This window comes from Staphylococcus sp. FSL K6-0223, assembly GCF_038008285.1.
Genome location: NZ_JBBOYX010000002.1, coordinates 293,820 through 316,840, shown reverse-complemented (window position 1 = coordinate 316,840; position 23,021 = coordinate 293,820). Strand labels below are relative to the sequence as shown.

General features: G+C 33.1%; 21 protein-coding genes and 1 riboswitch. Of the genes, 2 read left to right on the top strand and 19 right to left on the bottom strand.

Features of this window, described 5'->3' with window-relative positions:
* Nucleotide 1 precedes the first annotated feature (1 nt).
* From aroA to cmk, 12 genes are all read right to left on the bottom strand, one after another.
* Nucleotides 2–1,303 (bottom strand): 3-phosphoshikimate 1-carboxyvinyltransferase, encoded by a 1,302-nt coding sequence (aroA, locus tag MHI13_RS12595; protein ID WP_002433812.1) that lies wholly within the window; start codon nucleotides 1,301–1,303, stop codon nucleotides 2–4.
* 9 nt (nucleotides 1,304–1,312) lie between these two features.
* A complete protein-coding gene (aroB, locus tag MHI13_RS12590) occupies nucleotides 1,313–2,377 on the bottom strand; it encodes a 3-dehydroquinate synthase (protein ID WP_002433867.1) in 1,065 nt (354 codons plus the stop codon).
* Between the two features lie 26 nt (nucleotides 2,378–2,403).
* Complete coding sequence (gene aroC, locus MHI13_RS12585; protein WP_002433841.1) at nucleotides 2,404–3,570, bottom strand: chorismate synthase; 1,167 nt, start codon at nucleotides 3,568–3,570, stop codon at nucleotides 2,404–2,406.
* Nucleotides 3,571–3,762: 192 nt separating this feature from the next.
* Nucleotides 3,763–4,212: a nucleoside-diphosphate kinase gene (gene ndk, locus MHI13_RS12580; RefSeq protein WP_023350242.1), complete on the bottom strand. Its 450-nt coding sequence runs from the start codon at nucleotides 4,210–4,212 to the stop codon at nucleotides 3,763–3,765.
* A gap of 145 nt (nucleotides 4,213–4,357) precedes the next feature.
* Nucleotides 4,358–5,317, bottom strand: coding sequence for a polyprenyl synthetase family protein (locus MHI13_RS12575; protein WP_002433857.1), 960 nt, complete (start codon nucleotides 5,315–5,317; stop codon nucleotides 4,358–4,360).
* Between the two features lies 1 nt (nucleotide 5,318).
* Nucleotides 5,319–6,044, bottom strand: a complete 726-nt coding sequence (locus MHI13_RS12570) for a demethylmenaquinone methyltransferase (RefSeq protein ID WP_002433785.1) — start codon at nucleotides 6,042–6,044, stop codon at nucleotides 5,319–5,321.
* Between the two features lies 1 nt (nucleotide 6,045).
* Nucleotides 6,046–6,618: a heptaprenyl pyrophosphate synthase subunit A gene (locus tag MHI13_RS12565; protein WP_002433592.1), complete on the bottom strand. Its 573-nt coding sequence runs from the start codon at nucleotides 6,616–6,618 to the stop codon at nucleotides 6,046–6,048.
* A gap of 499 nt (nucleotides 6,619–7,117) precedes the next feature.
* Nucleotides 7,118–7,390 carry an HU family DNA-binding protein gene (locus MHI13_RS12560; protein WP_002433931.1) on the bottom strand — a complete coding sequence of 91 codons (273 nt, stop codon included), beginning with the start codon at nucleotides 7,388–7,390 and terminating at the stop codon, nucleotides 7,118–7,120.
* 170 nt (nucleotides 7,391–7,560) lie between these two features.
* The gene (locus MHI13_RS12555; RefSeq protein WP_002433668.1) at nucleotides 7,561–8,559 is read right to left on the bottom strand and encodes an NAD(P)H-dependent glycerol-3-phosphate dehydrogenase; all 999 of its coding nucleotides are present in this window, start codon (nucleotides 8,557–8,559) and stop codon (nucleotides 7,561–7,563) included.
* A gap of 20 nt (nucleotides 8,560–8,579) precedes the next feature.
* Nucleotides 8,580–9,890 carry a ribosome biogenesis GTPase Der gene (gene der / locus MHI13_RS12550; protein WP_002470036.1) on the bottom strand — a complete coding sequence of 437 codons (1,311 nt, stop codon included), beginning with the start codon at nucleotides 9,888–9,890 and terminating at the stop codon, nucleotides 8,580–8,582.
* A 212-nt stretch (nucleotides 9,891–10,102) separates the two neighbouring features.
* Complete coding sequence (rpsA, locus tag MHI13_RS12545) at nucleotides 10,103–11,281, bottom strand: 30S ribosomal protein S1 (RefSeq protein ID WP_002433806.1); 1,179 nt, start codon at nucleotides 11,279–11,281, stop codon at nucleotides 10,103–10,105.
* Between the two features lie 406 nt (nucleotides 11,282–11,687).
* Complete coding sequence (gene cmk, locus MHI13_RS12540) at nucleotides 11,688–12,347, bottom strand: (d)CMP kinase (RefSeq protein WP_002433890.1); 660 nt, start codon at nucleotides 12,345–12,347, stop codon at nucleotides 11,688–11,690.
* Between the two features lie 77 nt (nucleotides 12,348–12,424).
* Here cmk and MHI13_RS12535 point away from each other — a divergent pair, with 77 nt between their 5' ends.
* Entirely contained in the window at nucleotides 12,425–13,393 is a 969-nt protein-coding gene (locus tag MHI13_RS12535; protein WP_002433810.1) for an asparaginase, read from the top strand.
* Between the two features lie 56 nt (nucleotides 13,394–13,449).
* Here the strand turns inward: MHI13_RS12535 and ypdA are convergent, their stop codons facing one another.
* From ypdA to MHI13_RS12515, 4 genes are all read right to left on the bottom strand, one after another.
* A complete protein-coding gene (gene ypdA / locus MHI13_RS12530; protein WP_002433622.1) occupies nucleotides 13,450–14,436 on the bottom strand; it encodes a bacillithiol disulfide reductase YpdA in 987 nt (328 codons plus the stop codon).
* 189 nt (nucleotides 14,437–14,625) lie between these two features.
* Nucleotides 14,626–16,272 carry an elastin-binding protein EbpS gene (ebpS, locus tag MHI13_RS12525; RefSeq protein ID WP_002433605.1) on the bottom strand — a complete coding sequence of 549 codons (1,647 nt, stop codon included), beginning with the start codon at nucleotides 16,270–16,272 and terminating at the stop codon, nucleotides 14,626–14,628.
* A 243-nt stretch (nucleotides 16,273–16,515) separates the two neighbouring features.
* Nucleotides 16,516–17,895 (bottom strand): RecQ family ATP-dependent DNA helicase, encoded by a 1,380-nt coding sequence (locus MHI13_RS12520; protein ID WP_064210106.1) that lies wholly within the window; start codon nucleotides 17,893–17,895, stop codon nucleotides 16,516–16,518.
* Complete coding sequence (locus tag MHI13_RS12515) at nucleotides 17,882–18,844, bottom strand: helix-turn-helix domain-containing protein (protein WP_002433963.1); 963 nt, start codon at nucleotides 18,842–18,844, stop codon at nucleotides 17,882–17,884. The genes MHI13_RS12520 and MHI13_RS12515 overlap by 14 nt, the downstream gene beginning before the upstream one ends.
* 108 nt (nucleotides 18,845–18,952) lie before the next feature.
* Here MHI13_RS12515 and MHI13_RS12510 point away from each other — a divergent pair, with 108 nt between their 5' ends.
* Nucleotides 18,953–19,201, top strand: coding sequence for a ferredoxin (locus tag MHI13_RS12510; protein WP_002433578.1), 249 nt, complete (start codon nucleotides 18,953–18,955; stop codon nucleotides 19,199–19,201).
* A 148-nt stretch (nucleotides 19,202–19,349) separates the two neighbouring features.
* On the opposite strand, the gene MHI13_RS12505 is transcribed toward MHI13_RS12510, so the two are convergent.
* The 3 genes from MHI13_RS12505 to MHI13_RS12495 form a co-directional block, all read right to left on the bottom strand.
* Nucleotides 19,350–19,889, bottom strand: a complete 540-nt coding sequence (locus MHI13_RS12505) for an ECF transporter S component (protein WP_002433927.1) — start codon at nucleotides 19,887–19,889, stop codon at nucleotides 19,350–19,352.
* A 62-nt stretch (nucleotides 19,890–19,951) separates the two neighbouring features.
* Nucleotides 19,952–20,101, bottom strand: a riboswitch (FMN riboswitch).
* 315 nt (nucleotides 20,102–20,416) lie between these two features.
* A complete protein-coding gene (locus MHI13_RS12500; protein WP_002453297.1) occupies nucleotides 20,417–22,183 on the bottom strand; it encodes an ATP-binding protein in 1,767 nt (588 codons plus the stop codon).
* Nucleotides 22,167–22,892 (bottom strand): response regulator transcription factor, encoded by a 726-nt coding sequence (locus MHI13_RS12495; RefSeq protein WP_002433904.1) that lies wholly within the window; start codon nucleotides 22,890–22,892, stop codon nucleotides 22,167–22,169. The genes MHI13_RS12500 and MHI13_RS12495 overlap by 17 nt, the downstream gene beginning before the upstream one ends.
* Nucleotides 22,893–23,021 lie beyond the last annotated feature (129 nt).

Here is a 23,021-nt window from a genome sequence, read left to right as displayed (position 1 = left end):
TTTATTTTCCCTCATTTTCTAAAAGCTTTAATTTTGGTAAGAAACCTGGGAAAGATACATTAACAGCGTCAAATTGCTCTATTGTTAAAGGTTCAGAACTTAGTAACGAAGCTACAGCTAACATCATACCTATACGATGATCCGTTTGACTATCTACTGTTGCATTTGCTTTAAATTCAGAAGGATGTATAATCAATCCATCGTTTGTTGGTTGTAGGCTGAAACCTAGCATATTGAGCATATCAGCAGTTGTATCTATTCGATTCGTTTCTTTTACCTTTAATTCTTCTGCATCTTTGATAATACAAGTACTTGAAGCTTGAGTGCACAATAATGCGACCACAGGAAGTTCGTCAATCGCTTTAGGTACTATATCACCTTCAATAGTAATTGGCTTTAAAGTGGGGGTGTATTTAACTCGAATAGAAGCTGTAGGTTCAGCGTCGTGAGTCACGTTGTTTAATTCAATATTCCCCCCCATAAGTTCAACGATGTCTATGATACCTGAACGTGTCGGGTTAATGCCAACATTATGAATTGTAATATCGCTTCCAGGTGTAATTAGCGCGGCTACAATAAAGAACGCTGCTGACGAAATATCTCCAGGCACATGGAAATCCTGTGCTTTGATGTGTTGAATTGCATGAGGTGAAGTTCGAATCGTCTTACCCTCAATCTCTATTGGAATATTAAAATGTTCAAACATTGTCTCTGTATGATTTCTACTCACATCAATTTCAGTGACGGTTGTTGCTTCCTCTGAAAAGATACTCGCAAATAAAATTGCACTTTTTACTTGAGCACTAGCAACCTCCATTTGATATTCTATACCTTTAATAATAGATGGCTTAATAATTAAAGGGGTATAATTTCCTTCAATACCTGAAATATGAGCATTCATTTGTAACAATGGCTTTAGAACACGATCCATAGGTCTTTTACCAATAGAAACATCACCAGATAGTACGCTTTCAATTCCTAAACCACTAAGTAGTCCCGCCAATAAACGTGTTGTTGTTCCAGAATTCCCCGTATACAACACTTGGTGTGGTGTCTTAAATTGTTGATAACCAGGTGAATCAATAATGATTGTCTCTTCATGTTCAGTTATTTTAACACCTAATAACTCAAATATTTCCATAGTACGGCGACAATCTTCTCCAAGTAAAGGCTTATAAATTGTAGTTTGACCTGTCGCTAGAGATGCAAGCATGATTGCTCGGTGTGTCATGGACTTGTCTCCCGGAACTTCTATTTCACCCTTTAAAGGGCCATTGATGTCGATAACTTCACTATTAGTCATGTTTATCACCTACCTAAAATATGACTGTAATTGATTAAATGCTTTAAGATGTCTCGTTTTATCAACATGAAGTACAATAGGACTACCCCAATCTTGAAGTAAGACCATTTGAATACCTTCACTGTTATTTTTCTTATCAAGTAACATAAATTGATATGTGTCTTCAAAATTAAGCTTAGGGATAATCTCTAAAGGATAATTTAAACATTGAAGATAATTAATGAAATGTTGAATATCATATTCGGTATGCAACATTTGATTAGCTACAATAAATTGATAGAGTATGCCTATCATTACTGCATGACCATGTGGTATTTTATGTTCATATTCCACAGCATGACCAAAAGTGTGACCTAAGTTAAGAAATTTTCTCATACCTTTTTCTTTTTCGTCTTCAACAACGATGTGCAATTTCGTTTCTATGCCTTTAAATAAGTAGTAGTCTAGTTGATCTAAAGATTTTAACTGTTTATCAGAACTAAAATGTGCCTCTATATTTTGCGTAGCTTCCTTACCATTCAATAATGCATGTTTATAGACCTCAGCATAACCACTCAAAACTTCAGTATAAGGAAGCGTTTCTAAGAAATTTAAATCATAGATGACGGCTTTAGGTCGATAAAAGGCACCGATAAGATTTTTACCATTTTCTGAATTAATACCTACTTTTCCGCCAACACTTGAATCATGCGCGAGAATCGTTGTAGGAACTTGGATAAATCCTACACCTCTTAATAGAGTTGAAGCAATGAAACCGGCGAAATCACCTGTTGCCCCTCCACCTAAAGCGATAATACATGTTTGACGTGTTAATTGATGACTTAATAATGACTCCATTGTTTGATTGTACTGGGCAAATGTTTTAGTTTGTTCGCCAGCAGGAATGATAATTTTTTGCGCATGATGCTTTTTAGTTAAGGTATCTATTTTCTCTGAAAATTGGTGATACACATTAGCGTCAATAATGAAGAATACTTTGTCATAATCTTTGGTAAAAGAATCCAAGTATTCAATTGCATCGTGCTCCACAATAATTGGATAGTTGTTATTTTCATAAGTTGTTTCAAGTTTCATGTTATCACCTCTTAAGGATGGTGTATTTAAAATTCAATGTTTAACTGACGACGTTCTTCGATTTGTGATTTTAATTGATCGATGTGATTAGATTGGAATTCTTCCAGTAATGCTTTTGCCAATTCAAAAGCTACAACATGTTCACATACCACACTTGCAGCAGGAACCGCGCAACTATCAGAACGTTCAATCGTCGCTTTGAAGTCCTCTTTAGTATTGATATCTACTGAGTTTAAAGGTTTATAGAGTGTTGGAATAGGTTTCATTACTCCATTTACAATGATTGGCATCCCATTACTCATACCACCCTCAAATCCTCCAAGGTGATTCGTAGCTCTATAATAACCACTATCGCTATCGTAATGAATTTCATCTTGAATCTCACTACCTGGTTTTTCAGCGGCTTTAAATCCTTCGCCAAAACTAACACCTTTAAAAGCATTAATACTTACAACGCCTTGCGCGATGCGACCATCTAATTTACGATCGTAGTGAACATAACTCCCTACGCCAACAGGCATATTCTCTGCCATAACTTGAACTACACCACCAATTGAGTCGCCTTCTTTTTTTGCTTCATCAATTTTATCGCGCATTTGTTGTGCGATATCTTCATTAATTACACGTACATCGTTTTTGTCAATATTGGCTTTGAAAGTTTCAGTATCATAAAGGCCTTCATCTTTAACGCCACCTATTTCAACCACACGACTGTACATATGAATATCTAGTTGTTCTAAGAGTATTTTAGAGACAGCCCCTACAGCGACGCGTGCTGCGGTTTCTCTAGCAGATGAACGCTCTAATACATTTCTTAAATCACGATGATTATATTTCATTCCTCCAACCAAATCAGCATGTCCAGGTCTAGGTTTTGTAATGGTACGCTTCATGTATTCTCTTTCTTCATCGCTTATTGGTGCTACGCCCATAATTTTTCTCCAATGCGTAAAGTCATCGTTAGTCACGACTAAAGTAATTGGGCTCCCAAGCGTATAACCATTTCTTACTCCAGAAACAATTTCAATTGCATCCTTCTCGATTTGCATACGACGTCCTCGACCATATCCGCCTTGACGTTTAAACATTTCCTTATTAATATCTTCAGCTTTAATTTCTAAATTAGCTGGTACACCTTCAATGATGACTGTAAGTTGTGGACCATGTGATTCACCTGAAGTGAGGTATCTCATGAGCGCACACTCCTTTCTCTTCTTTAATGCATTAAATTGTAATATGTTTAATATATTATCATATTCATACACACAACATAAGTCTTGAACTTTAGCGTCATGTAACTTCATTGGTGAAAATAAAGAGAACCGATTTAACTTTCGCTAAATCGGTTCTTAGTGGATAAAATGAAATTCATTTATTTATATTTTTTATTCGTATAACCAGTCTTCTCTTGGTGATGTATAATCAGCAATTTCATTGCTATTAAACCATAAACTAATTTCACGTTGCGCTGATTCTACAGAGTCAGAACCATGAATAATGTTTCTTCCAACTGTTAAACCAAGATCGCCTCTAATCGTACCAGGTGCGGCTTCAGAAGGATTAGTACTACCGATAATGTGACGAGATACTGCGACAGCATCTTCTCCTTCTACAACCATCGCAAAAACAGGAGCTGAAGTTATAAATGAAATTAATTTCTCATAGAAAGGTTTACCTTCATGTTCACTGTAATGTTTCTCAGCTAATTCAGTAGGTACTTGCATCAATTTACCACCAACAAGTTTTAACCCTTTGTTTTCAATTCTTGAAATAATTTCTCCAATTAAATTTCTTTGTACTGCATCTGGTTTGATCATTAAAAATGTACGTTCCACTTTGCGTGTCCCCCCCGTGAGTTGTGTTTCATTCATTTTCCGAAATATGTATAGGCTTATTTCCTATCGAACAAGATAAGCTTTTATCCTGCCACCATTTCATAGTAACAGGATAGTGAAGCGCTTTCAATACTTTTCACAGAACTTACTTATTTCTACTGCCCATTTTTTTAATAAGTTTTTTAAATAAAGTTTTATTAGGACCTTCTTCTAATTCCTCAATTAAAGCAATTGCTTTATTTAAATACTTCTCACTTATTGCTTTAGATTCTTCAATGTTATCGGATTTTCGAATAGTTTGAATACATGTATCGAAATCAGATTGAGGACTTTGAGCATTTAAGTTAGTGATTTTTTGTTTGAAATCCTTATTCTTTCTCATTTCTAAAAGTACTGGCAAAGTAATATGACCGTTCATCAAATCGCTACCTACAGGTTTGCCCAATTTCTTTTCTGAGCTTGTGAAATCCAAAACATCATCAATGATTTGGAAACTCATTCCAATATAATGACCAATAAGTTTCAATTTGCGTATAGTTTCTTTAGAAGCACCAGAAGTAATTGCACCTACTTCAGTAGCTAATTGAATCAGTAAAGCAGTTTTACGATTAATACGACGCAAATAATTTGTAATATTTTGTTCGCTATTAAATTGATCTTGAAATTGAAATAACTCTCCCCTACATACGTCTACAATAGAGTTAGAAATAATAGAGTGAACGCGAGCATCTTTAATCTCAGATAGATGTTGAAGACCTAATGCAAGTAGGAAGTTTCCTGTTAATATAGCAGTGGTTTGATCCCATTTTTTAGAAATTGTGGGACGTCCTCGACGCTTGTCACTCTTATCAATAACATCATCATGGACGAGTGTAGCCATATGAATGAGTTCTAGTGCTACAGCCACACGATAGGTATCTTCTGAAGTACCTTCACTTGTGCCAAACTGACTGCTTAAAATTACAAAAACAGGACGTACTCTTTTACCACCTGAAGATAATAAGTGGAAAGAAGCCTCTTCTAGAGTTTGATCCGTACTTTGAATCGCACGTTCCAAACGTTCTTCAACTTTTTTTATTTCATTATTAATGTTTAACTTTGCCACGTTAATCACCTTTGGTAGAATCTTTTTCTTTATAGCCAAGGTGCATTGCAGCAACGCCACCTGTGAAGCTACGTACTGTTATATCATTAAATCCTGCTTCAAAGAATAAACGTTTTAACGTTTGCTTATCAGGAAAATTAAATGTTGATTGCTGTAACCATTCATACTCTTCTTTAGACTTAGCGAACATTTTACCGAATATAGGCATTACAAACTTGAAGTATAAGCTATAAACTTGTTTGAATAATGGTAAAGTAGGTTGACTTGTTTCAAGGCATACTACCATACCACCTGGTTTTAGTACACGGTGCATTTCTTGTAATGCAACAAGATAATCTGGTACATTTCTAAGTCCAAATCCAACTGTCACATAATCAAATGTATTATCATCAAATGGTAAGTTCATAGCATCACCATGAACAAGTTTCACATTGTTTAATGAAGATGTTTTTTCTTTTCCAACTTCTAGCATGTTCTCGCTAAAATCTAATCCAGTCACATGTCCCTTGTTGCCGACTGCTTTACTTAATGCGATTGTCCAATCAGCAGTGCCACAACAAACATCTAATGCTTGACTACCTTCTTTAACACGCATGTGTTTCATCACGTGTTTTCTCCAAACTTTGTGTTGTTCAAAGCTAATAATATTATTTAAACGATCATATTTCTGAGAAATATTTTGGAATACAGTATGTACTTGTTCTTTTTTTGCTTGATTTTCACCCATGTTAATTACCTCTTCTTTTTATATAGCTTTGATTAATTGTATTGAAATATTGGTCGATTGCTTGTTCATCATATTGATTTAAATATGAAGGATAATAGCCATCATCATTTTTAGTTAATTCATAGAATAAAGCGTACTTATCAACTTTCTTTCCAAAATGAGCAAGCGTAATATAAGGGAAAAGTACTTCAATATCAATGATAGCTTCACTTATCTCGTATTCTGACAATGTTTGCTGATGAAGTGAAGATTTTAATTCGTTTACTTTTACAATAGCTTCACTCATTGATAATTGATAAGAAAGATCATTAATTTCTGCTAATAACGTATAATAATGAGCACTTAGCAAATCTCCAATTAAAATTCCATTTTTAGATAAGTTATTCTTAGCAATATCATCTAGATGACTCATTGAAGTGTCAATAGTGAGGCAAGCAAGCTTAGCTTTTTCAGGAATAGAATATGAATCAAGTAAATTTCCTAAAGAAGAATTAATATGAATTGATTCGTAATCGTTTATACCTTTAAGCCTTTGTTCTATTTGTTTATTTAGTTTGCTTATTGTCGTTTCCATGTTCACACCTCACGATATTATCATAATAATATTAACATTATATGTATGAAATTAAAATCTATAGGAGTTGTTCTTTTATGTAAAACTCCATTTGTTTAAAAGTGTTAATGTAAATATTACTCTTAATGTTATATATGTAAAAAATTGGGGGGTAGAATAAAAAACTAATTCCTTTGTTAGGTTCATTATCCTACCCCTATTTAGTCAATTTATTTTATTTAAAAAGAAAATTAAGTATGTAAAAAAGAATACCTACTATTAAATAATATAAGGAATACATTAGTCTTCAACTAATGCATAAAACCAACTAATAACAACACAGTTGTAAAATGAACGCCTTAGTCTTTGACTAATGCATAAGAACACCTATTTATTTATAAAAAAGTAAAAGGATTACATTAGTCTTTGACTAATGCATAAAACCAACTAATAACAACAGAGTTGTTAAAGTTGGTCTAAAAAATAAAAAAAGCCCCTGTGGGGCTTTTTGTAAGTAAAATTATTTAACAGCATCTTTTAATGCTTTACCAGCTTTGAATGCTGGTACTTTACTTGCAGGAATGTCAATTTCTTTACCTGTTTGAGGGTTACGACCTTTACGAGCAGCACGTTCACGTACTTCGAAGTTACCGAAACCGATTAATTGTACTTTTTCACCTTTAGCAAGTGATTTTTGGATTGATTCGAATACAGCGTCAACTGCTGAACCAGCTTCTTTTTTAGTTAAGTCAGCTTGTTCTGCAACTGCATTGATTAAATCTGTCTTATTCATTATGAATTCACCTCCTGAGGTTTTATAATGATATATTAAATATCATTATGTTTTGACTTTAACACACTGATTACTGTCATCGCAACGATTTATGCGTCAGAAACATTGATTTTACGCGTTTCATGATGAATTTTTTGAATATTCCTTCTAAAAGTGTAATTATACACTTGTTATTCAGCTTTTTTATCTCTACCCATAAGCTCTTTAACGCTCTCATTAACAGGTACATCTTCAAATAGTACACGATATAATGCACTTGTAATAGGCATATCTACATGTTCTTTTTTAGCTAAATGATAAACAGATTTAGTCGTATAAACGCCTTCAACTACCATTTTCATTTCTTGTAAAGCTTCATCCATTGTTTTTCCTTGTCCTAATTTAAAGCCAAGCGTATAGTTTCGTGAATGTGTTGAGGTACATGTCACGATTAAATCCCCAATACCTCCTAATCCTAAGAAAGTCATTGGATCAGCACCTAATTTTTCTCCTAAACGACTAATTTCTGCTAAACCACGCGTCATTAGCGCAGCTTTAGCATTATCACCGAAGCCCATACCTGCTACAATACCGCTAGCAACGGCTATAATATTTTTAAGTGCGCCTCCAAGTTCAACACCCACCAAGTCATTATTAGTATAAACACGTAAATAATCATTCATAAATAGATCTTGGATTAAAGCACTGATTTTCTCATCCTTAGAAGATGCTGCTACAGTAGTGGGTTGTTTAATAACTACTTCTTCTGCATGACTTGGACCTGAAAGAACACCAATACCCGCATTGTGTTCTGATGAAATAGAATCATCTATCATTTCAGACACACGTTTAAATGTACCATTTTCAATTCCCTTAGCAACGTGTATAAATGTTTTTTTAGAAGTAAGCAGTTTATCAATATTAGTAGCTACTTCTCTCATTGCTTTCGTAGGTAGAGCCATTAGATAAACATCTGCATGTTGTGTTGCTTCTTCAAGATGAGTTGTTGCTTGAATCGTTTCATCTAATTTAGTATCTTTTAAATAATTTTTATTCATATGGTGCGTATTTAATTCGTTAACACTATCGTTGTTTTTTCCCCACATTAATACGTCGTGACCATTTTGGGCTAAAACATTAGCAAGTGCAGTACCGAAACTACCCATGCCAAAAACTGTTATTTTTGTCATAATTAAATCCCCTTTTTTAATTAATTTCTCTTTCTAGGAATAATATGGATTGGCGTTCCTTCGAAACCAAACGCATTTCTAATTTGATTCTCTAGATAACGTTTATATGAGAAGTGCATTAATTCTACATCATTAACAAAAACTACAAAGGTAGGTGGTTCTATTGCAACTTGTGTCGTATAGAATACATTTAATCTTCGCCCTTTGTCTGTTGGTGTTGGATTCATTGAAATTGCATCCGTTACGACTTCATTAAGTGTTGAGCTTTGAACACGTTTTTTATGATTTTCACTTGCCTCAGTTATGTATGGGAAAAGTGTTCTTAAACGTAAGCTCTCTTTAGCTGATACAAATGCAATTTGAGCATAATCCAAGAATTGAAATTCATTTCTAACATCTTCAGTGAACTTTTTCATTGTTTTGCTATCTTTTTCAACGGTGTCCCATTTATTTACAACAATAACAATTGCTTTACCTTCTTCATGAGCATATCCAGCTACACGTTTATCTTGTTCAATAATACCTTGTTCAGCATCGATGATGACAAGTACGACATTAGAACGTTCGATTGCTTTTAAAGCGCGTAATACTGAATACTTTTCAGTGGATTCATAGACTTTCCCCTTTTTACGCATACCTGCAGTATCAATAAGAACATAATCCTGTCCTTCATATGAATATTCAGTATCCACAGCATCTCTAGTTGTACCTGCAACATTTGAAACGATAACACGCTCTTCCCCTAGAATTGCATTAACTAAACTAGATTTACCAACATTTGGTCTACCTATAATAGAAAGTCTAATTGTATCTTCATCATAAGGATCTTCGGTTTCTTCACCAAAGTTCTCAACTACGGCATCAAGTAAATCCCCAAGTCCTAAGCCATGTGACCCAGATATTGGATAAGGATCCCCAAAACCTAATGAATAGAAATCATAAATATCATTACGCATTTCAGGATTATCTACTTTATTTACTGCTAATACAACAGGTTTCTTAGATTTATATAACATTTGTGCAACCATTTCATCACTTTGTGTAAGTCCTTCTCTTACATTCACCATGAAAATGATAACATCCGCTTCATCGATAGCAATTTCTGCTTGTGCACGTATTTGAGTTTGGAAAGGTGCATCCCCAATTTCAATACCACCCGTATCAATGATATTAAATTCATGAGTTAACCATTCACCAGAAGAATAGATACGGTCACGTGTTACGCCTGGGGTATCTTCAACAATCGATACACGTTCGCCCACTACTCTATTAAAAATTGTAGATTTACCAACATTAGGTTTGCCTACAATTGCAACTATCGGTTTAGTCATAAGGTAACTTCCTCTCTTTCTTAATCTCTATAATTTTATCACATGAATGCGCTTATTCAAAACTTCATTAGATGTTTATCGTCATGTATAAAGGGCTTTTTACAATTTTCATAAAAAATAAAACTCCAATTAATGTTCTAAGAACTACTTAAAGTTCTAAGACTTAATTGGAGTTTATAATATAAAATATACAAGAAAATTAATCGATAATATTAAAATTTAAGGTCTTTAAATTTATCTCCGAAAACATCCCCTAAAGTTGGGTTATCTTCATCATTATCATTTTCTAAATAAGATTGTGTTGTAGATTCATCACTTTCGATAACATCTTCTTTAGGTAATGTAGCTTTAATTGATAAAGAAATTCTTTCATTTTCTTCATCTATTCCTAAGATTTTAACGTTAACTTGTTGACCTGGTTCTAATTTTTCACTAGGTGAACCAATATGTTTATGGTCGATTTCAGAAATATGAACTAAACCTTGTACGGCAGGTGCAATTTCTACAAATGCACCGAAGTTAGCTAAACGTACAACTGTACCTTCAATAACGTCATCTTCGTGGAATTTACCTTTAATATTTTCGAAAGGTGTTGGTAAAGTGTCTTTAATTGATAATGAGATACGCTCAGAATCTTTTTCGACTGATTTGACTTTGACTTTTACATTATCACCTACAGATACAACTTGTTCAGGTGATTCAACATGTTCGTGTGATAGTTCTGAAACGTGAACTAAACCATCTACACCACCGATATCAATGAAAGCACCAAAGTTAGTTAAGCGAGCTACTTTACCGTCAATAACGTCACCTTCGCTTAATGAATCTAATAATGATGCTTTTTTAACATCATTTTCAGCTTGTTCTACAGCTTTACGGCTTAAAATGACTCTATTGTTTTCAGGATCTAACTCTTCCACTTTAATGCGGATAGTTTGTCCATCAAATACAGAGAAATCTTCAATGAAATCAGTTGAAATTAGTGAAGCTGGTACGAATCCTCTTTGACCAACATCTACGACTAATCCACCTTTTACTACTTCAGTAACTTCAGCTTCAATCACTTCATCATTATCAAGTTTTTCTTGTAAGAATTCATATGATTTTTCAGTTTCAAGCTGTCTCTTAGATAAAATATACGCGCCTGAGTCGTTTTCTTCATCGAACTCAATTTTAGTGACATAAGCTTCAACCTCATCACCGACTTTAACTACTTCACTTGGATTTTCGATGTGGTGAGTAGAAAGTTGGCTGATTGGGATGATACCATTAAATTTACCACCGTTGATGTGCACAACAACTTGTTTATCTTCAACTTGTTGAACCTCACCAGTGACTTTGTCACCTTCTTTAATATCATTAATCATTGATTCATTGAATTCTTCAGTCATCTTGTTTGCCTCCTTATACACTACATAATTATAACATCTTATAAACTGACAGAATTGTCAAGAAATTCTACTTTAAATATACTTTCTTATTCAAGTTAATCACTTAAGAAAGTTGACTGTCAGTCATAAGCCAACCACTTCATTTAATATTATGGCTTAGATTATGATTTAAATCTTTTAAATGCATCCATCAATTCCTTAATATTATTTCAATGATATCTACTTATTAAGATATGTTAAATTATAAATTTGAAAAAATATAGTTTGTAACTATTCACGGATGCAAATCTTATTTTCCAAGTTAATTATATAGAACATTAATACTTAGTTAAACTGATATGCTTAATAAAAAGACTATAATCATATACCAAGTGGTACATCAATTATAGTCATTAATAACTTATACTTATTTAAGATGATCTACCATAGATAAAATTTCGTTAGTTACTACTTCAATAGACTTTCCAGTTGTATCTAATGTGATTGCATCGTCAGCTTTCTTTAATGGTGAAATCTCTCTATTCATGTCGTAGTTATCACGATCTTCAATTTCTTGTTTTAATTGCTCTAGATTAGATTCAATACCACGTAATTCATTTTCCTTTTGACGACGTTCTGCTCTCTCTTCAACGGAAGCAATCATGTAAACTTTAAGTTCAGCATTAGGCAATACAACCGTACCTATATCTCTTCCATCCATAACAATCCCTTTTTTGGCTGCTAGATCTTTTTGAATTTGTACTGCAAATGAACGAACAGGTTCTTTTGAAGCAACGTAAGAAACATGATTAGTGACGTCATTTTCTCTCAAATAATCAGTCACATCTTTCCCATCTAAAATAATTCTTTGTCCTTTTTCTTTATCATAAGTTAATTCTAACTCAGTACTTTGAATTAACTCGTCAAAATTACTCGGTTTGCCATTTTGTAAGTATTTATATGTTATGGCACGATACATTGCTCCTGTATCAACATATATCATAGTTAAACGGCTAGCAACTTGCTTAGCAATGGTACTTTTCCCTGCAGCTGCTGGACCGTCTAATGCAATATTGATTGAACTCATTATTCATTAACCTTCCTTGTTGTTTTGTAAATATTATTTTATCATAAAAAAGTAAAAGATTAATAGGAGGAAAGACAATGAAAAAACTCCTTGTTATACATACTGGTGGCACTATTAGTATGTCACAAGATGCTTCAAATAAAGTTGTAACCAATGATGATAATCCTATATCAAAACATCAAGATATCATTGGTCAATACGCTCAAGTGGAAGAAACACATTTATTTAATGTTCCTTCTCCCCACATGACTATAGAAAAAGTTACTCAACTTCAACATAAAATTATTCAATGCGTTGAAATAAGTGAATATGATGGTTATGTTATTACTCATGGAACCGATACTTTGGAAGAAACAGCATTTCTACTCGACTTATTACTTGAAATTGAAGAACCTGTTGTTATTACTGGAGCCATGAGATCCTCTAATGAAATTGGTTCTGACGGTTTATATAATTTCATTTCTGCAATAAGAGTTGCTTCTTCTAATGATGCCTCAGGAAAAGGCGTAATGGTGGTCTTTAATGATGAAATACATACCGCTCGAAATGTAACCAAAACCCACACTTCTAATATCAATACATTTCAAAGCCCTAACCATGGACCTCTTGGGGTTTTAACAAAAGATAGAGTACAATTTCATCATCATCCCTATCGTCAATCTTCTTTTAAGATGATAAACCATCAATTGTATGTGCCCCTTATTAAGTCCTATATGGGAATGGGTAGTGACCTTTTAGAGTTTTATGCGAACCAAGGTGTCGACGGTATAGTCGTAGAAGCTCTCGGGCAAGGTAACTTACCCACTACATGTTTACATGGACTTAAGCAAATCCTTGATAATGACATCCCTATCGTTCTTGTTTCAAGATCGTTTAACGGTATTGTAAGTCCTGTCTATGCTTATGAAGGTGGCGGTGCTGATTTGTTTGAAAAGGGTGTCATATTTTCAAATGGATTAAATGGACCTAAAGCAAGACTTAAATTATTAGTTGGTCTAAGTCAAAACATGAATCATCAAAAATTAAAAAATTATTTTGAAGAATAATTTATAAAAAACGAGTTGTATGCCTCTAAGTCAAGGTATACAACTCGTTTATTTTATTATGACTCAAGTGGTGTTTGTTTTTTACTAAGTATACTTTGTGTAATAATGCCACCGTGGTATTTACCGTTTTCAATGAAGATAGTATTAGCATCATTACCCGCGGCAATGACTCCTGCGATATAGCAATTTTCAACGTTTGTTTCATACGTTTCACGATTGTAAACAGGTGCTGTACCATATTCATTAGTATTGATTTCTATACCAATAGATTCTAGGAAATTGTAATCAGGATGGTAACCAATCATTGCGAACACGTAATCATTTGCAATCTCAATTGTACGTCTATCCTTTTCATAAGTGACTGTATCTTCAGTAATTTGTGTTACATTAGCGTTAAATTCCATAGTTATTTTTTCATGGTTAACGAGTGATTCAAAATTTGGTAATATCCATGGTTTAATCGCTTTTGGATATCTTTCACCACGATAAATGACTGTTACATTTGCTCCAGCTTTTTCTAACTCTAAAGCTGCGTCTACTGCAGAATTTTTACCACCAATAATTACCACATTTTGATTGAAGTATGGGTGTGCTTCTTTAAAGTAATGAAATACTTTAGGTAATTCAGCGCCCTCAACCTCTAATTTATTATGTTGACCGTAATAACCTGTCGCGACAGTTAAAAATTTGCATTCATAAACATCTTTAGTTGTTGTAATGGTAAACTTATTATCAATTTTTTTAACTGTTAAAACTTCTTCAAATGGATGTATGTTTAATTGATGATGTTTAACAACTTCTCTGTAATAGACGAGCGCTTGATTTCGTCTCGGTTTACTTTCTTCGACAATAAATGGAATATCTCCGATACTCAACTTATCACTTGATGAAAAGAAAGTTTGATGAGTTGGATAATTGTAAATTGATTCTACAACATTCCCTTTTTCTATTACTAAAGTTTCAATCCCTTTTTTCTTCTGCTCTATAGCAGCGCTTAAACCGCATGGGCCACCACCAATTATAATGCTTTCAACTCTTTGCATGATTTGCCCTCCTTTAATCACCAAATTATTATATCAGTTATTAATGATTTTAGCTAAGCATGAAAAGAATAAAATTAAAAAAATTGAGTATATTCATGTGAATATAAATATAAAAAGATGAAGTTAAATTAAAAAACGTTCTCTTGGCAATTGCCGAGAGAACGTTTTTTATAGTGTGCTTTATGGTTTCTATTGAGGAATAACTAACGTTTGACCGTTATGAATGTCATTACTACTTAAACCATTAGCACGTTTGATTTTATCAACATTTTGCTGAGTACCCTCACCGTAATACTGGATTGCGATACGGTATAGGTTTTCTTTACCGTTTACAGTATGAGATTGTTGACCTTGGGTATTTTGTTGATTGTTATTGTTACCTTGTGTAGAGTTACCATTATTTTGTTGATTATTTTGTGTACCTTGGTTTTGGTTGTTAGCAGTACCGTTTTGGTTAGATGAATTATCTGTGCTATTTGCATTTTGATCTGAACCAGCAGCACCACCGTTAGCACTATTACCATTTTCATCTGAATTTGAAGCGCTATTATTTGAAGAAGCTTTATCTTTGTCGCTGTCTTTATTGCCATCTTTATTTTTATCTTTGTCTTTGTCTGAAGAAGCTTTATCTTTATCATTTGCCTTTTTATCAGAATCTTTCTTACTTTGGTCAGAAACTTTATTATCATCGTTTTTACTATTATTATGATTGTTTAATGCCATTCCACCAAAGATAGCAATTGCACCAAGTATAAGCACTGCAGCAATCAGTGGTAATAATATCTTCATAATTCCACCTTTTTTCTTATTGTCACGGTTATCATTTCTACGGTCATAATTGCGGTCGTCTCTATTGTTGTTTCTATCGTCTCTACGCCCATGGTCATGTTGATTGCGATTATCTTTATGTTTGTCATGTTCATGTTTTGCTAATCCAGCAGCTCCAGCGGCACCTGCAGCGCCAGTTCCAACAGCAGCAGCTTTTTTACCTTTACCAGATTTCTTATCATAATCTTTATTATCATTGTTACGTCGTTCATGATCGAAATCTTTGTCATGTTGGTTATTGCGTTTGTCATTAGTGTCATGATGTTGATCATGACTAGCATGTTTGTCTTCATGATTTTTATTTTTCTCATCATGGTGATGTTTAGCAACACCGGCAGCACCCGCAGCGCCAGCAACACCTGCACCTGCGGCAGCAGCTTTTTTACCTTTACCAGATTTCTTATCATGACGTTCTCTATCTTCATCAAAGTCTCGCTCTTCGTGGTCTTGTTGACGACGATGATTGTCATCAGTTAGATCATTATTATGACCTTCATTAACTTTAGGTCCAGGACGAGCACCTGCTTTTTTATTAGAATGTTGAGCAGCGTTACCAGTAGCTCCAGCACCTGCAGCTCCACCAGCTATAGTTGCATCTTTTCCGCTACCTAATCTATCATCTTGTGCACCTTGGTCTTCACGCACGTTATTACTTGAACGGTTTAAATTTTCATCATGATCGTGTTGACCGTGGTCTGTGCGAGATGCTGTGTCGTAATTATCGTTTTCACCATTATGTAATGATGCTTCATCATAGCGATCATCTAGTGAATTATTTTCATTCGAGTTGTCGTTACGGTCATCTTGTTGTTTATTATGATTAGTAGCAACATCACGACGTCTCTTACGACGTTGTGCGTTTCTAGGAGGAAATTGTTGATTTGATTTATCCTCAATATTTTCTTTTGATTCATCTTGCTGTTCATCGTTTACACGATTGTTGTGTTCTTCTGGATCAATAGATTGACGATTTTTTTCAAAATCATCTTTGAAACTATTATTAGACACAAACATCATCCTTTCTTTGTTTAAGTGAATTTAATAACGTTACATTTAATATACCCACGAATAAGTGTGAATATGTATGAAATTTAAAAATATTTAATACATTTAAATAAGTCTTACATTTTAATTATAGCTTGATAAAATTCTTTAAGTAAAGCGATAGCTAGCCTGAGAATGAAGATTGCCAATTTAGTCAGAAATAAATGATGCTTCATAATCATTTTAACTAGATATAATTATCTGAAGTTAATCTTCAAATAAGTTTTGCAATTTTTCTTTATAATTCATTTTCCTTTTTACTTTTTTGCGATTAAAAGTTTTTATTTCTTCCAATTCAGTATCATTGTCGCAACATCTTACAGGTTTATCCGGATGTTCACCAAAAAACTCGAGTAAATAATTACGGCGACATTGATCTAAATTTTTATAGCCTAGTATGCGCATGTATCCTAAACGTTTACGTTGAAATGATTTTTTAAATATTGATTTAAGGTCATTAATTGTAAACTGACGATATAACGTATCTAGAATATCCTTTTTAACGGGTGGTAAAAATTCACCTAATTCAAACATAGAGATATCCTCTTCAGTCATCATATCTGCAAACAATAAGGTTTCTAAAATGAAGCTATCATCGGGTTGATACAAACTAATGGCTTGACTCGGTTTACCATCTCTTCCTGCGCGACCAATTTCTTGTAAATAATTGGAAGGACTTGAAGATAAATGAAAGTGAATGACAGTTCGGATATCTTTTTTATTTATTCCCATCCCAAAAGCACTTGTGGCTACGATAATAGGTATATCATTATTTAAAAATTGTTGTTGAACAGTTTGACGTTCTTGATAACTCAAATCACCATGATAAATGCCCGTTAAGAATCCCGCCTCATAAATTAATTTAGCTAATTCTAGACATCTTTTCTTAGAGGAAATATATATAATCGTGGGTCCTGAATAGCTTAAAAAAGGTATGAGCCACTTTATTTTATCGTCATCATCGTTAAAATTCTTATGTTGTAAAGAAATGTTATCTCTATTCATACTCGTTTTAATGACATTTAAATCAATACTAAGAATATGTGATAAATCTTCTTCTAAATGTGGTGGAGCTGTCGCAGTTAACGCAAGTATACGCGCATTTTTGAAGTGAGAAGTGATTTGTCCAATAAGGGCATAATGTGGTCTAAAGTCATAACCCCATTCTGATAGACAATGAGCTTCATCTAGAACTATTAAACCAAAGTCTAAATGTGATATTAACTTGAAATTCTGTGGCTGTAATAAAAATTCGGGACTTAAATAAATGAATCGACTTTGTGAAATTTGATTAATATGGTTTCTCTTTTCGATTTCATCCATACCTGAATGTATATATGAGACGTGAGATTCACCATTAAGTTTCATTTGCATCACTTGATCATCCATTAAAGAAATTAACGGTGATATGACTAACGTTGGTTTCTCAATTAAATATGTAGGAAGTTGGTAACATAAACTTTTCCCGCTTCCTGTAGGTAAAATACCTAAGGTGTGTTTACCTGCTAATATGCTTTCAATAATCTCCTTTTGGCCACGTTTGAAAGTCTCAAATCCAAACCATTCTTTAAGTTTATCTTCTAACACGTAAGTCACCTCGCTCAATACCTACGATGATTAATTTTATTTGAAAATAAGTTAAGTCTTCAAATGCTTGTTTGTATTCTCTTAATCTTAGGCCTATGTGATGATCATAATATTGAATAAATTGATCAATTTCTTTTTGATTGACATAAGTGTTGTAATCATTCTGATAACCTTTAATAAATATTTCCAATACATGATCTTCAATAGTATTTATTTTAACGTTTTGATGTTCTGCTATTTCGTTCATATTCATACCGTGTAGTAATTTTTGATAACTTAGAAAAGTTTGATTTAACAACTGAGGTAAGATAATTGTGTGAGATAGTATAGGATAATTAGATTCGTCTTCAATCTCATCTAATAAATCTATCAGTTGATTCATCTCTAATTCAAATAGTTCAGATTGCTTTATATCCTCTATCAAACTAATTTGCTGACGAGTATACATAGGTTCCTCATACCCTTGTAGATAGTAATGTAGCACATTCTTATTATTGCGACGTTCTATTGCGTCGAATAGTGAATATATTTCTGATATAAATGACGCTTCCAATTGAGAGAGTTTGATATGATTATATAGCTGTTTCACTTTCTGTTGTACGTAAGTATTTTGAACTACTGGAATAAATTTAAAAGAATCTTCACGAGTATTCGATAATGTTTGGATAAGTAGTTGTATACAACTAAATGTTCGGGTTAAACTATCATATGTATATCGAGGATGCGTTTTGATATCTAATTTATGATTAAAATCATCCTTTTGTAGTATAAATCGCTCAAAAGTAGGATATTTTAAATTGGGTAAACTATGATATAATGACAAAAGTTGTTGGCTCGAAGCGTCAAAAAAAGTTTGATGAGACTTCTTGCCTATTAAAATATTATAAATACTTTTATTTGTTTTGTAGTTAAATGCATGATCAATAGCATAAGATAATATATCGTACAAATTAAACCCTCACTCTATAAAACGAATATATTGAAATGAAAAATGTCGATGTCTACAATTGTATTAGTAATACTAGTGTAGCATTTTTATCAAAGGAGGCGAATGAAAATGGCTAAATATACAATCGTTGATATGGATACTTGTATAGCATGCGGTGCATGTGGTGCAGCAGCTCCAGATATTTATGATTACGACGACGAAGGTATTGCTTTCGTAATCCTTGATGATAACCAAGGTACTGCAGAAGTGCCTGAAGAGTTATACGAAGATATGGAAGATGCACTAGAAGGTTGTCCTACTGATTCAATTAAAATTGAAGACGAACCATTTGATGGTGACGCGCTTAAATTTGAATAATAAATTGACTCGAATTCTTAATTATAATTGTTAGGAATTCGAGTTTTTATTTTTGATTACTACTTGCCTCATTTTTATTTAAGAATGATATCAAAAACGCTCTTGATACTAAGATATTTTGAGATAACTTAGAATCAAGAGCATTTATTTATTTTAAAATATTTTTTAGTCTTTTATATAGTAAAACAAAGATAATTGAAATGATGATACCTTTGATAATGTTAAACGGTATTACACCGGAAACAATTACAATTTTAAGATTCTTAACGACATCTCCTAAATTAAATATCATTCCATATAATGGAAGTAATACAAAGTAATTTAAGATACTAAGTACAATAGTCATTACAATCGTACCAACTATTAGACCATAAATTAAAGTGCGTGTTGAGCGTTTGTTTTTATATACATAATAAGCTGATAATAAGAAACTTGTCCCGGCTAAAAAGTTTGCTACAGGCCCAACAGGGTCTCCCATGTTAAATAAAAAGTTTAAGATATTTTTAATGAATGCGACAATAATACCTGCAATGGGACCTAATAAAAAAGTAGCAAGTAACGTTGGCACATCACTTAAATCTAACGTTAAGTATGGTGGTAAGAATGGTAGCGGAAACTTTATAAATGTTAATACAAACGCAACCGCACTTAACATACTTATAGTTATAAGACGTTTATTTTGTTGCATATTTAATTTTCTCCTTCCATTCATCTTGCTTAGAAAAGGAGGAAATTTGCACAACAAAAAACCTCCATCTTCTCCCATCCAGACTATACTGTCGGCTTCAGAATCTCACTGAATCAAGAAATAATATGACAACTACGTGTGTTATCGAATTATTTCGTCGCAGGCTTAAATTTACTGCCGGTTGGGAATTGCACCCTACCCCGAAGATGAATATTGATAATGTTTTTATTTAATTTTTATATTACACGATAAAGGTGATAAACTCAATGACTCTGCTTTCTTATCAAAAAATAAAATCGTTAGTATAAAGTACTTAGTTATTTATTATCAAAAAGATATTCGATCAATATAAAAGTGCTTCCTTTCATCAAATCATTCAATTGACCTAATTTTCTATAAACCAAAAATGAAACTTTAACGTTGATGTGAAGTTAGAACATATTAGAAACACAAAAATGCACCCCAAAAGTTAGAGTATATCTCCGACTTAATGAGATGCACATCGAATTCGTATTTTAAAATTTTGTTTACTCTGCTTCATTATTTTTAGGTTGAGGGAGCTTAATTATAAATGTGGTACCTTTACCGAGCTCACTTTTTACATCAATTTGTCCACCATGCTCTTCAATAATCATCTTACAAATAAAGAGACCTAAACCAGTTCCCTGCTTACCACGTTTACGTGAGGCATCAACTTTATAGAAGCGGTCAAACACTTGTTGTAAATGTTCTGGAGCAATACCTGTACCTGTATCGCTAATATATAAAATATTATATTGCTCATCTTTACTTGCAGTTACTGCAATTGTGTCACCTGGTTGTGTATATCTTGATGCATTATCAATGAGATTAGTTAAAACTTGATCCATTCGATCCATGTCATAATCCCATAGAAGATGATCATTGCCAGAGTTAAATTCCATCGTTAATCCTAAATCGTCTGCTTGCATACGGTATTTAGCTTTCATTTTATCTAAAAGATTTTTTATTGGTTGTACTTCTTTCTCAACAGATAGACCTTCAGCATCCATTCGTGCAACATTTAATAATTCATTAACTAGACGATTTAATCGCTTAGATTCATCTAATACAACACCAAGCGAATCACGAATTTCATCTGGTTCAGTGACTATACCATCAACAATTGATTCTGTATAACCTTGTAATAAGGAAATGGGTGTGCGTAATTCATGTGATACATTAGCGATAAAGTCTTTTTTCATTTGATCTAAATTATGTTCATTTGTCATATCACGAATAATCACTACAATACCACTTCTGCCATTCGGCTGAATACGATTGATATAACTTGTGATAAAGACGTAATAACGCGTACTAATTTCTATTTCGAGAAATTCAGTTCCTTTGGATTCAAACGTTTTTTCGATTTGTTGTTCGATTGATTCTTTTGAAAAATCATCAATAAAATGGATGATATCATCAGCCATTTTATTAGAAAAGATAACGACTCTTTGATCGTTTATACCTAATACACCTTCGACCATGGAGTTTAATAAACTGTCACGAATACTTTTAGATGATGATAAAGCGTCAATATGTTCTTGAATCTCGTAATTCATATTATTGAAAGCTCTTGATAAGTCGCCAATTTCATCTTTAGTAGAGACGGAAGATATTTGACTATAATCACCTTCAGAAACTTTTTGTGCTTGTGTCTTTAATTGTCTCAAGGGTTTCGTAATTCTGTTAGATAAGAAGAATGCAAATACTGTACTAGCTGCTATAAATATAATTGCAGTAATCAAAATGATAATAGTTATAGCATTATTTGTATCTTCAATAGATTTTAAGTCTTTATAAATAAACACGCCACTATGCTTACTACTAGCATCTTCTTGTGGTTTCATTGGATAACCTAATAGTATATATGATTGTGTATTACCGTTATTTTTAATTGTGACGTTTTGAGTTTCAAATTCGCCGTTATTGAAGACTCTTTTAAATTTAGGGCTCTTTTTAATTTCATTGAGCATTTGAGTTTTCGTATTATTATATGATGCGTGTGGTTTATCATTAAAATTATTCATAATGATTAAACCACCAGGGCCATCTACAAGTTTTTGACTGTTTTGAATAGCAAGTGATTTATTGTGAGATTTCTCAACGAGTGAACTAATTCTTTTGGCATCTTCTTTAATAGAATTTTCAGTTTCTTGCGTAAAATAATATTGAATAAAGGTAATTAAGGATACACTTAATAAAATTAAAACTGTCGCTACTATTAAAATAATAGTTAACCACAGTTTTATAACTACGCTATTTAGTCGGTTCATCACTGGCTTTGACCTCGAACTTATAGCCTACACCCCAAACAGTTTGAATCATTTGAGCTGCATCGTTAGATACACGATTTAATTTCTCTCTTAAACGTTTTACATGTGTATCTACTGTTCGCAAGTCGCCATAAAATTCATAATGCCATACTTCTTTAAGTAATTGTTCACGATCGAACACCTTATTAGGTGTCTTAGCTAGATATATGAGTAATTCATATTCTTTAGGTGTTAAATTAACTTGCTCGTTATCTGCAAGTACTCTATGTGCATCATTATCAATCACTAAATGATTGAATTCAATAATATCACGTGCATGTGGTTCGCTTTGTTCTGAGTTTGCAGATTGAGTACGTCTTAATAAAGCTTTAACTCTTAATACAACTTCTCTAGGTGAAAAAGGCTTAACAATATAGTCATCGGCACCGGATTCAAATCCTTCAACTCGGTTAGTTTCTTCTCCTTTTGCCGTAAGCATAATAATAGGTGTATCTTTGTGTTCTCTTAGTTTAGATGCGACTTCTATACCATCCATTTCTGGTAGCATTAAATCTAAAAGAATGCACGCATAGTTATTATCCATCGCAAGCTGATAAGCTTCCTTACCATCACTAGCTTCATGGATTTCAAAAGATTCTCTTTCTAAGTATAATTTAAGCAATCTTCTGATTCTGTCTTCATCATCAACGATTAAAATTTCGTTAGCCATATTACTTTTTACCTCCTACACATGCTGTTCAAATTCATTTGTTATTATAGCACAGGTTGAACATATTAAGTGACTGATAGTTAAAACTATGTGAAAAAAATCTCAATCTTATTGGTAAAAACATATTTT

Bases quoted from the DNA above. Each gene is read 5' to 3' on its own strand.
- aroA (WP_002433812.1), bottom strand. From the start codon at position 1,303: ATGACTAATAGTGAAGTTATCGACATCAATGGCCCTTTAAAGGGTGAA.
- aroB (WP_002433867.1), bottom strand. From the start codon at position 2,377: ATGAAACTTGAAACAACTTATGAAAATAACAACTATCCAATTATTGTG.
- aroC (WP_002433841.1), bottom strand. From the start codon at position 3,570: ATGAGATACCTCACTTCAGGTGAATCACATGGTCCACAACTTACAGTC.
- MHI13_RS12570 (WP_002433785.1), bottom strand. From the start codon at position 6,044: ATGGGTGAAAATCAAGCAAAAAAAGAACAAGTACATACTGTATTCCAA.
- MHI13_RS12565 (WP_002433592.1), bottom strand. From the start codon at position 6,618: ATGGAAACGACAATAAGCAAACTAAATAAACAAATAGAACAAAGGCTT.
- MHI13_RS12560 (WP_002433931.1), bottom strand. From the start codon at position 7,390: ATGAATAAGACAGATTTAATCAATGCAGTTGCAGAACAAGCTGACTTA.
- MHI13_RS12555 (WP_002433668.1), bottom strand. From the start codon at position 8,559: ATGACAAAAATAACAGTTTTTGGCATGGGTAGTTTCGGTACTGCACTT.
- der (WP_002470036.1), bottom strand. From the start codon at position 9,890: ATGACTAAACCGATAGTTGCAATTGTAGGCAAACCTAATGTTGGTAAA.
- rpsA (WP_002433806.1), bottom strand. From the start codon at position 11,281: ATGACTGAAGAATTCAATGAATCAATGATTAATGATATTAAAGAAGGT.
- cmk (WP_002433890.1), bottom strand. From the start codon at position 12,347: ATGAGTTCAATCAATATTGCATTAGACGGTCCAGCAGCTGCAGGGAAA.
- MHI13_RS12535 (WP_002433810.1), top strand. From the start codon at position 12,425: ATGAAAAAACTCCTTGTTATACATACTGGTGGCACTATTAGTATGTCA.
- ypdA (WP_002433622.1), bottom strand. From the start codon at position 14,436: ATGCAAAGAGTTGAAAGCATTATAATTGGTGGTGGCCCATGCGGTTTA.
- MHI13_RS12510 (WP_002433578.1), top strand. From the start codon at position 18,953: ATGGCTAAATATACAATCGTTGATATGGATACTTGTATAGCATGCGGT.
- MHI13_RS12505 (WP_002433927.1), bottom strand. From the start codon at position 19,889: ATGCAACAAAATAAACGTCTTATAACTATAAGTATGTTAAGTGCGGTT.
- MHI13_RS12500 (WP_002453297.1), bottom strand. From the start codon at position 22,183: ATGAACCGACTAAATAGCGTAGTTATAAAACTGTGGTTAACTATTATT.
- MHI13_RS12495 (WP_002433904.1), bottom strand. From the start codon at position 22,892: ATGGCTAACGAAATTTTAATCGTTGATGATGAAGACAGAATCAGAAGA.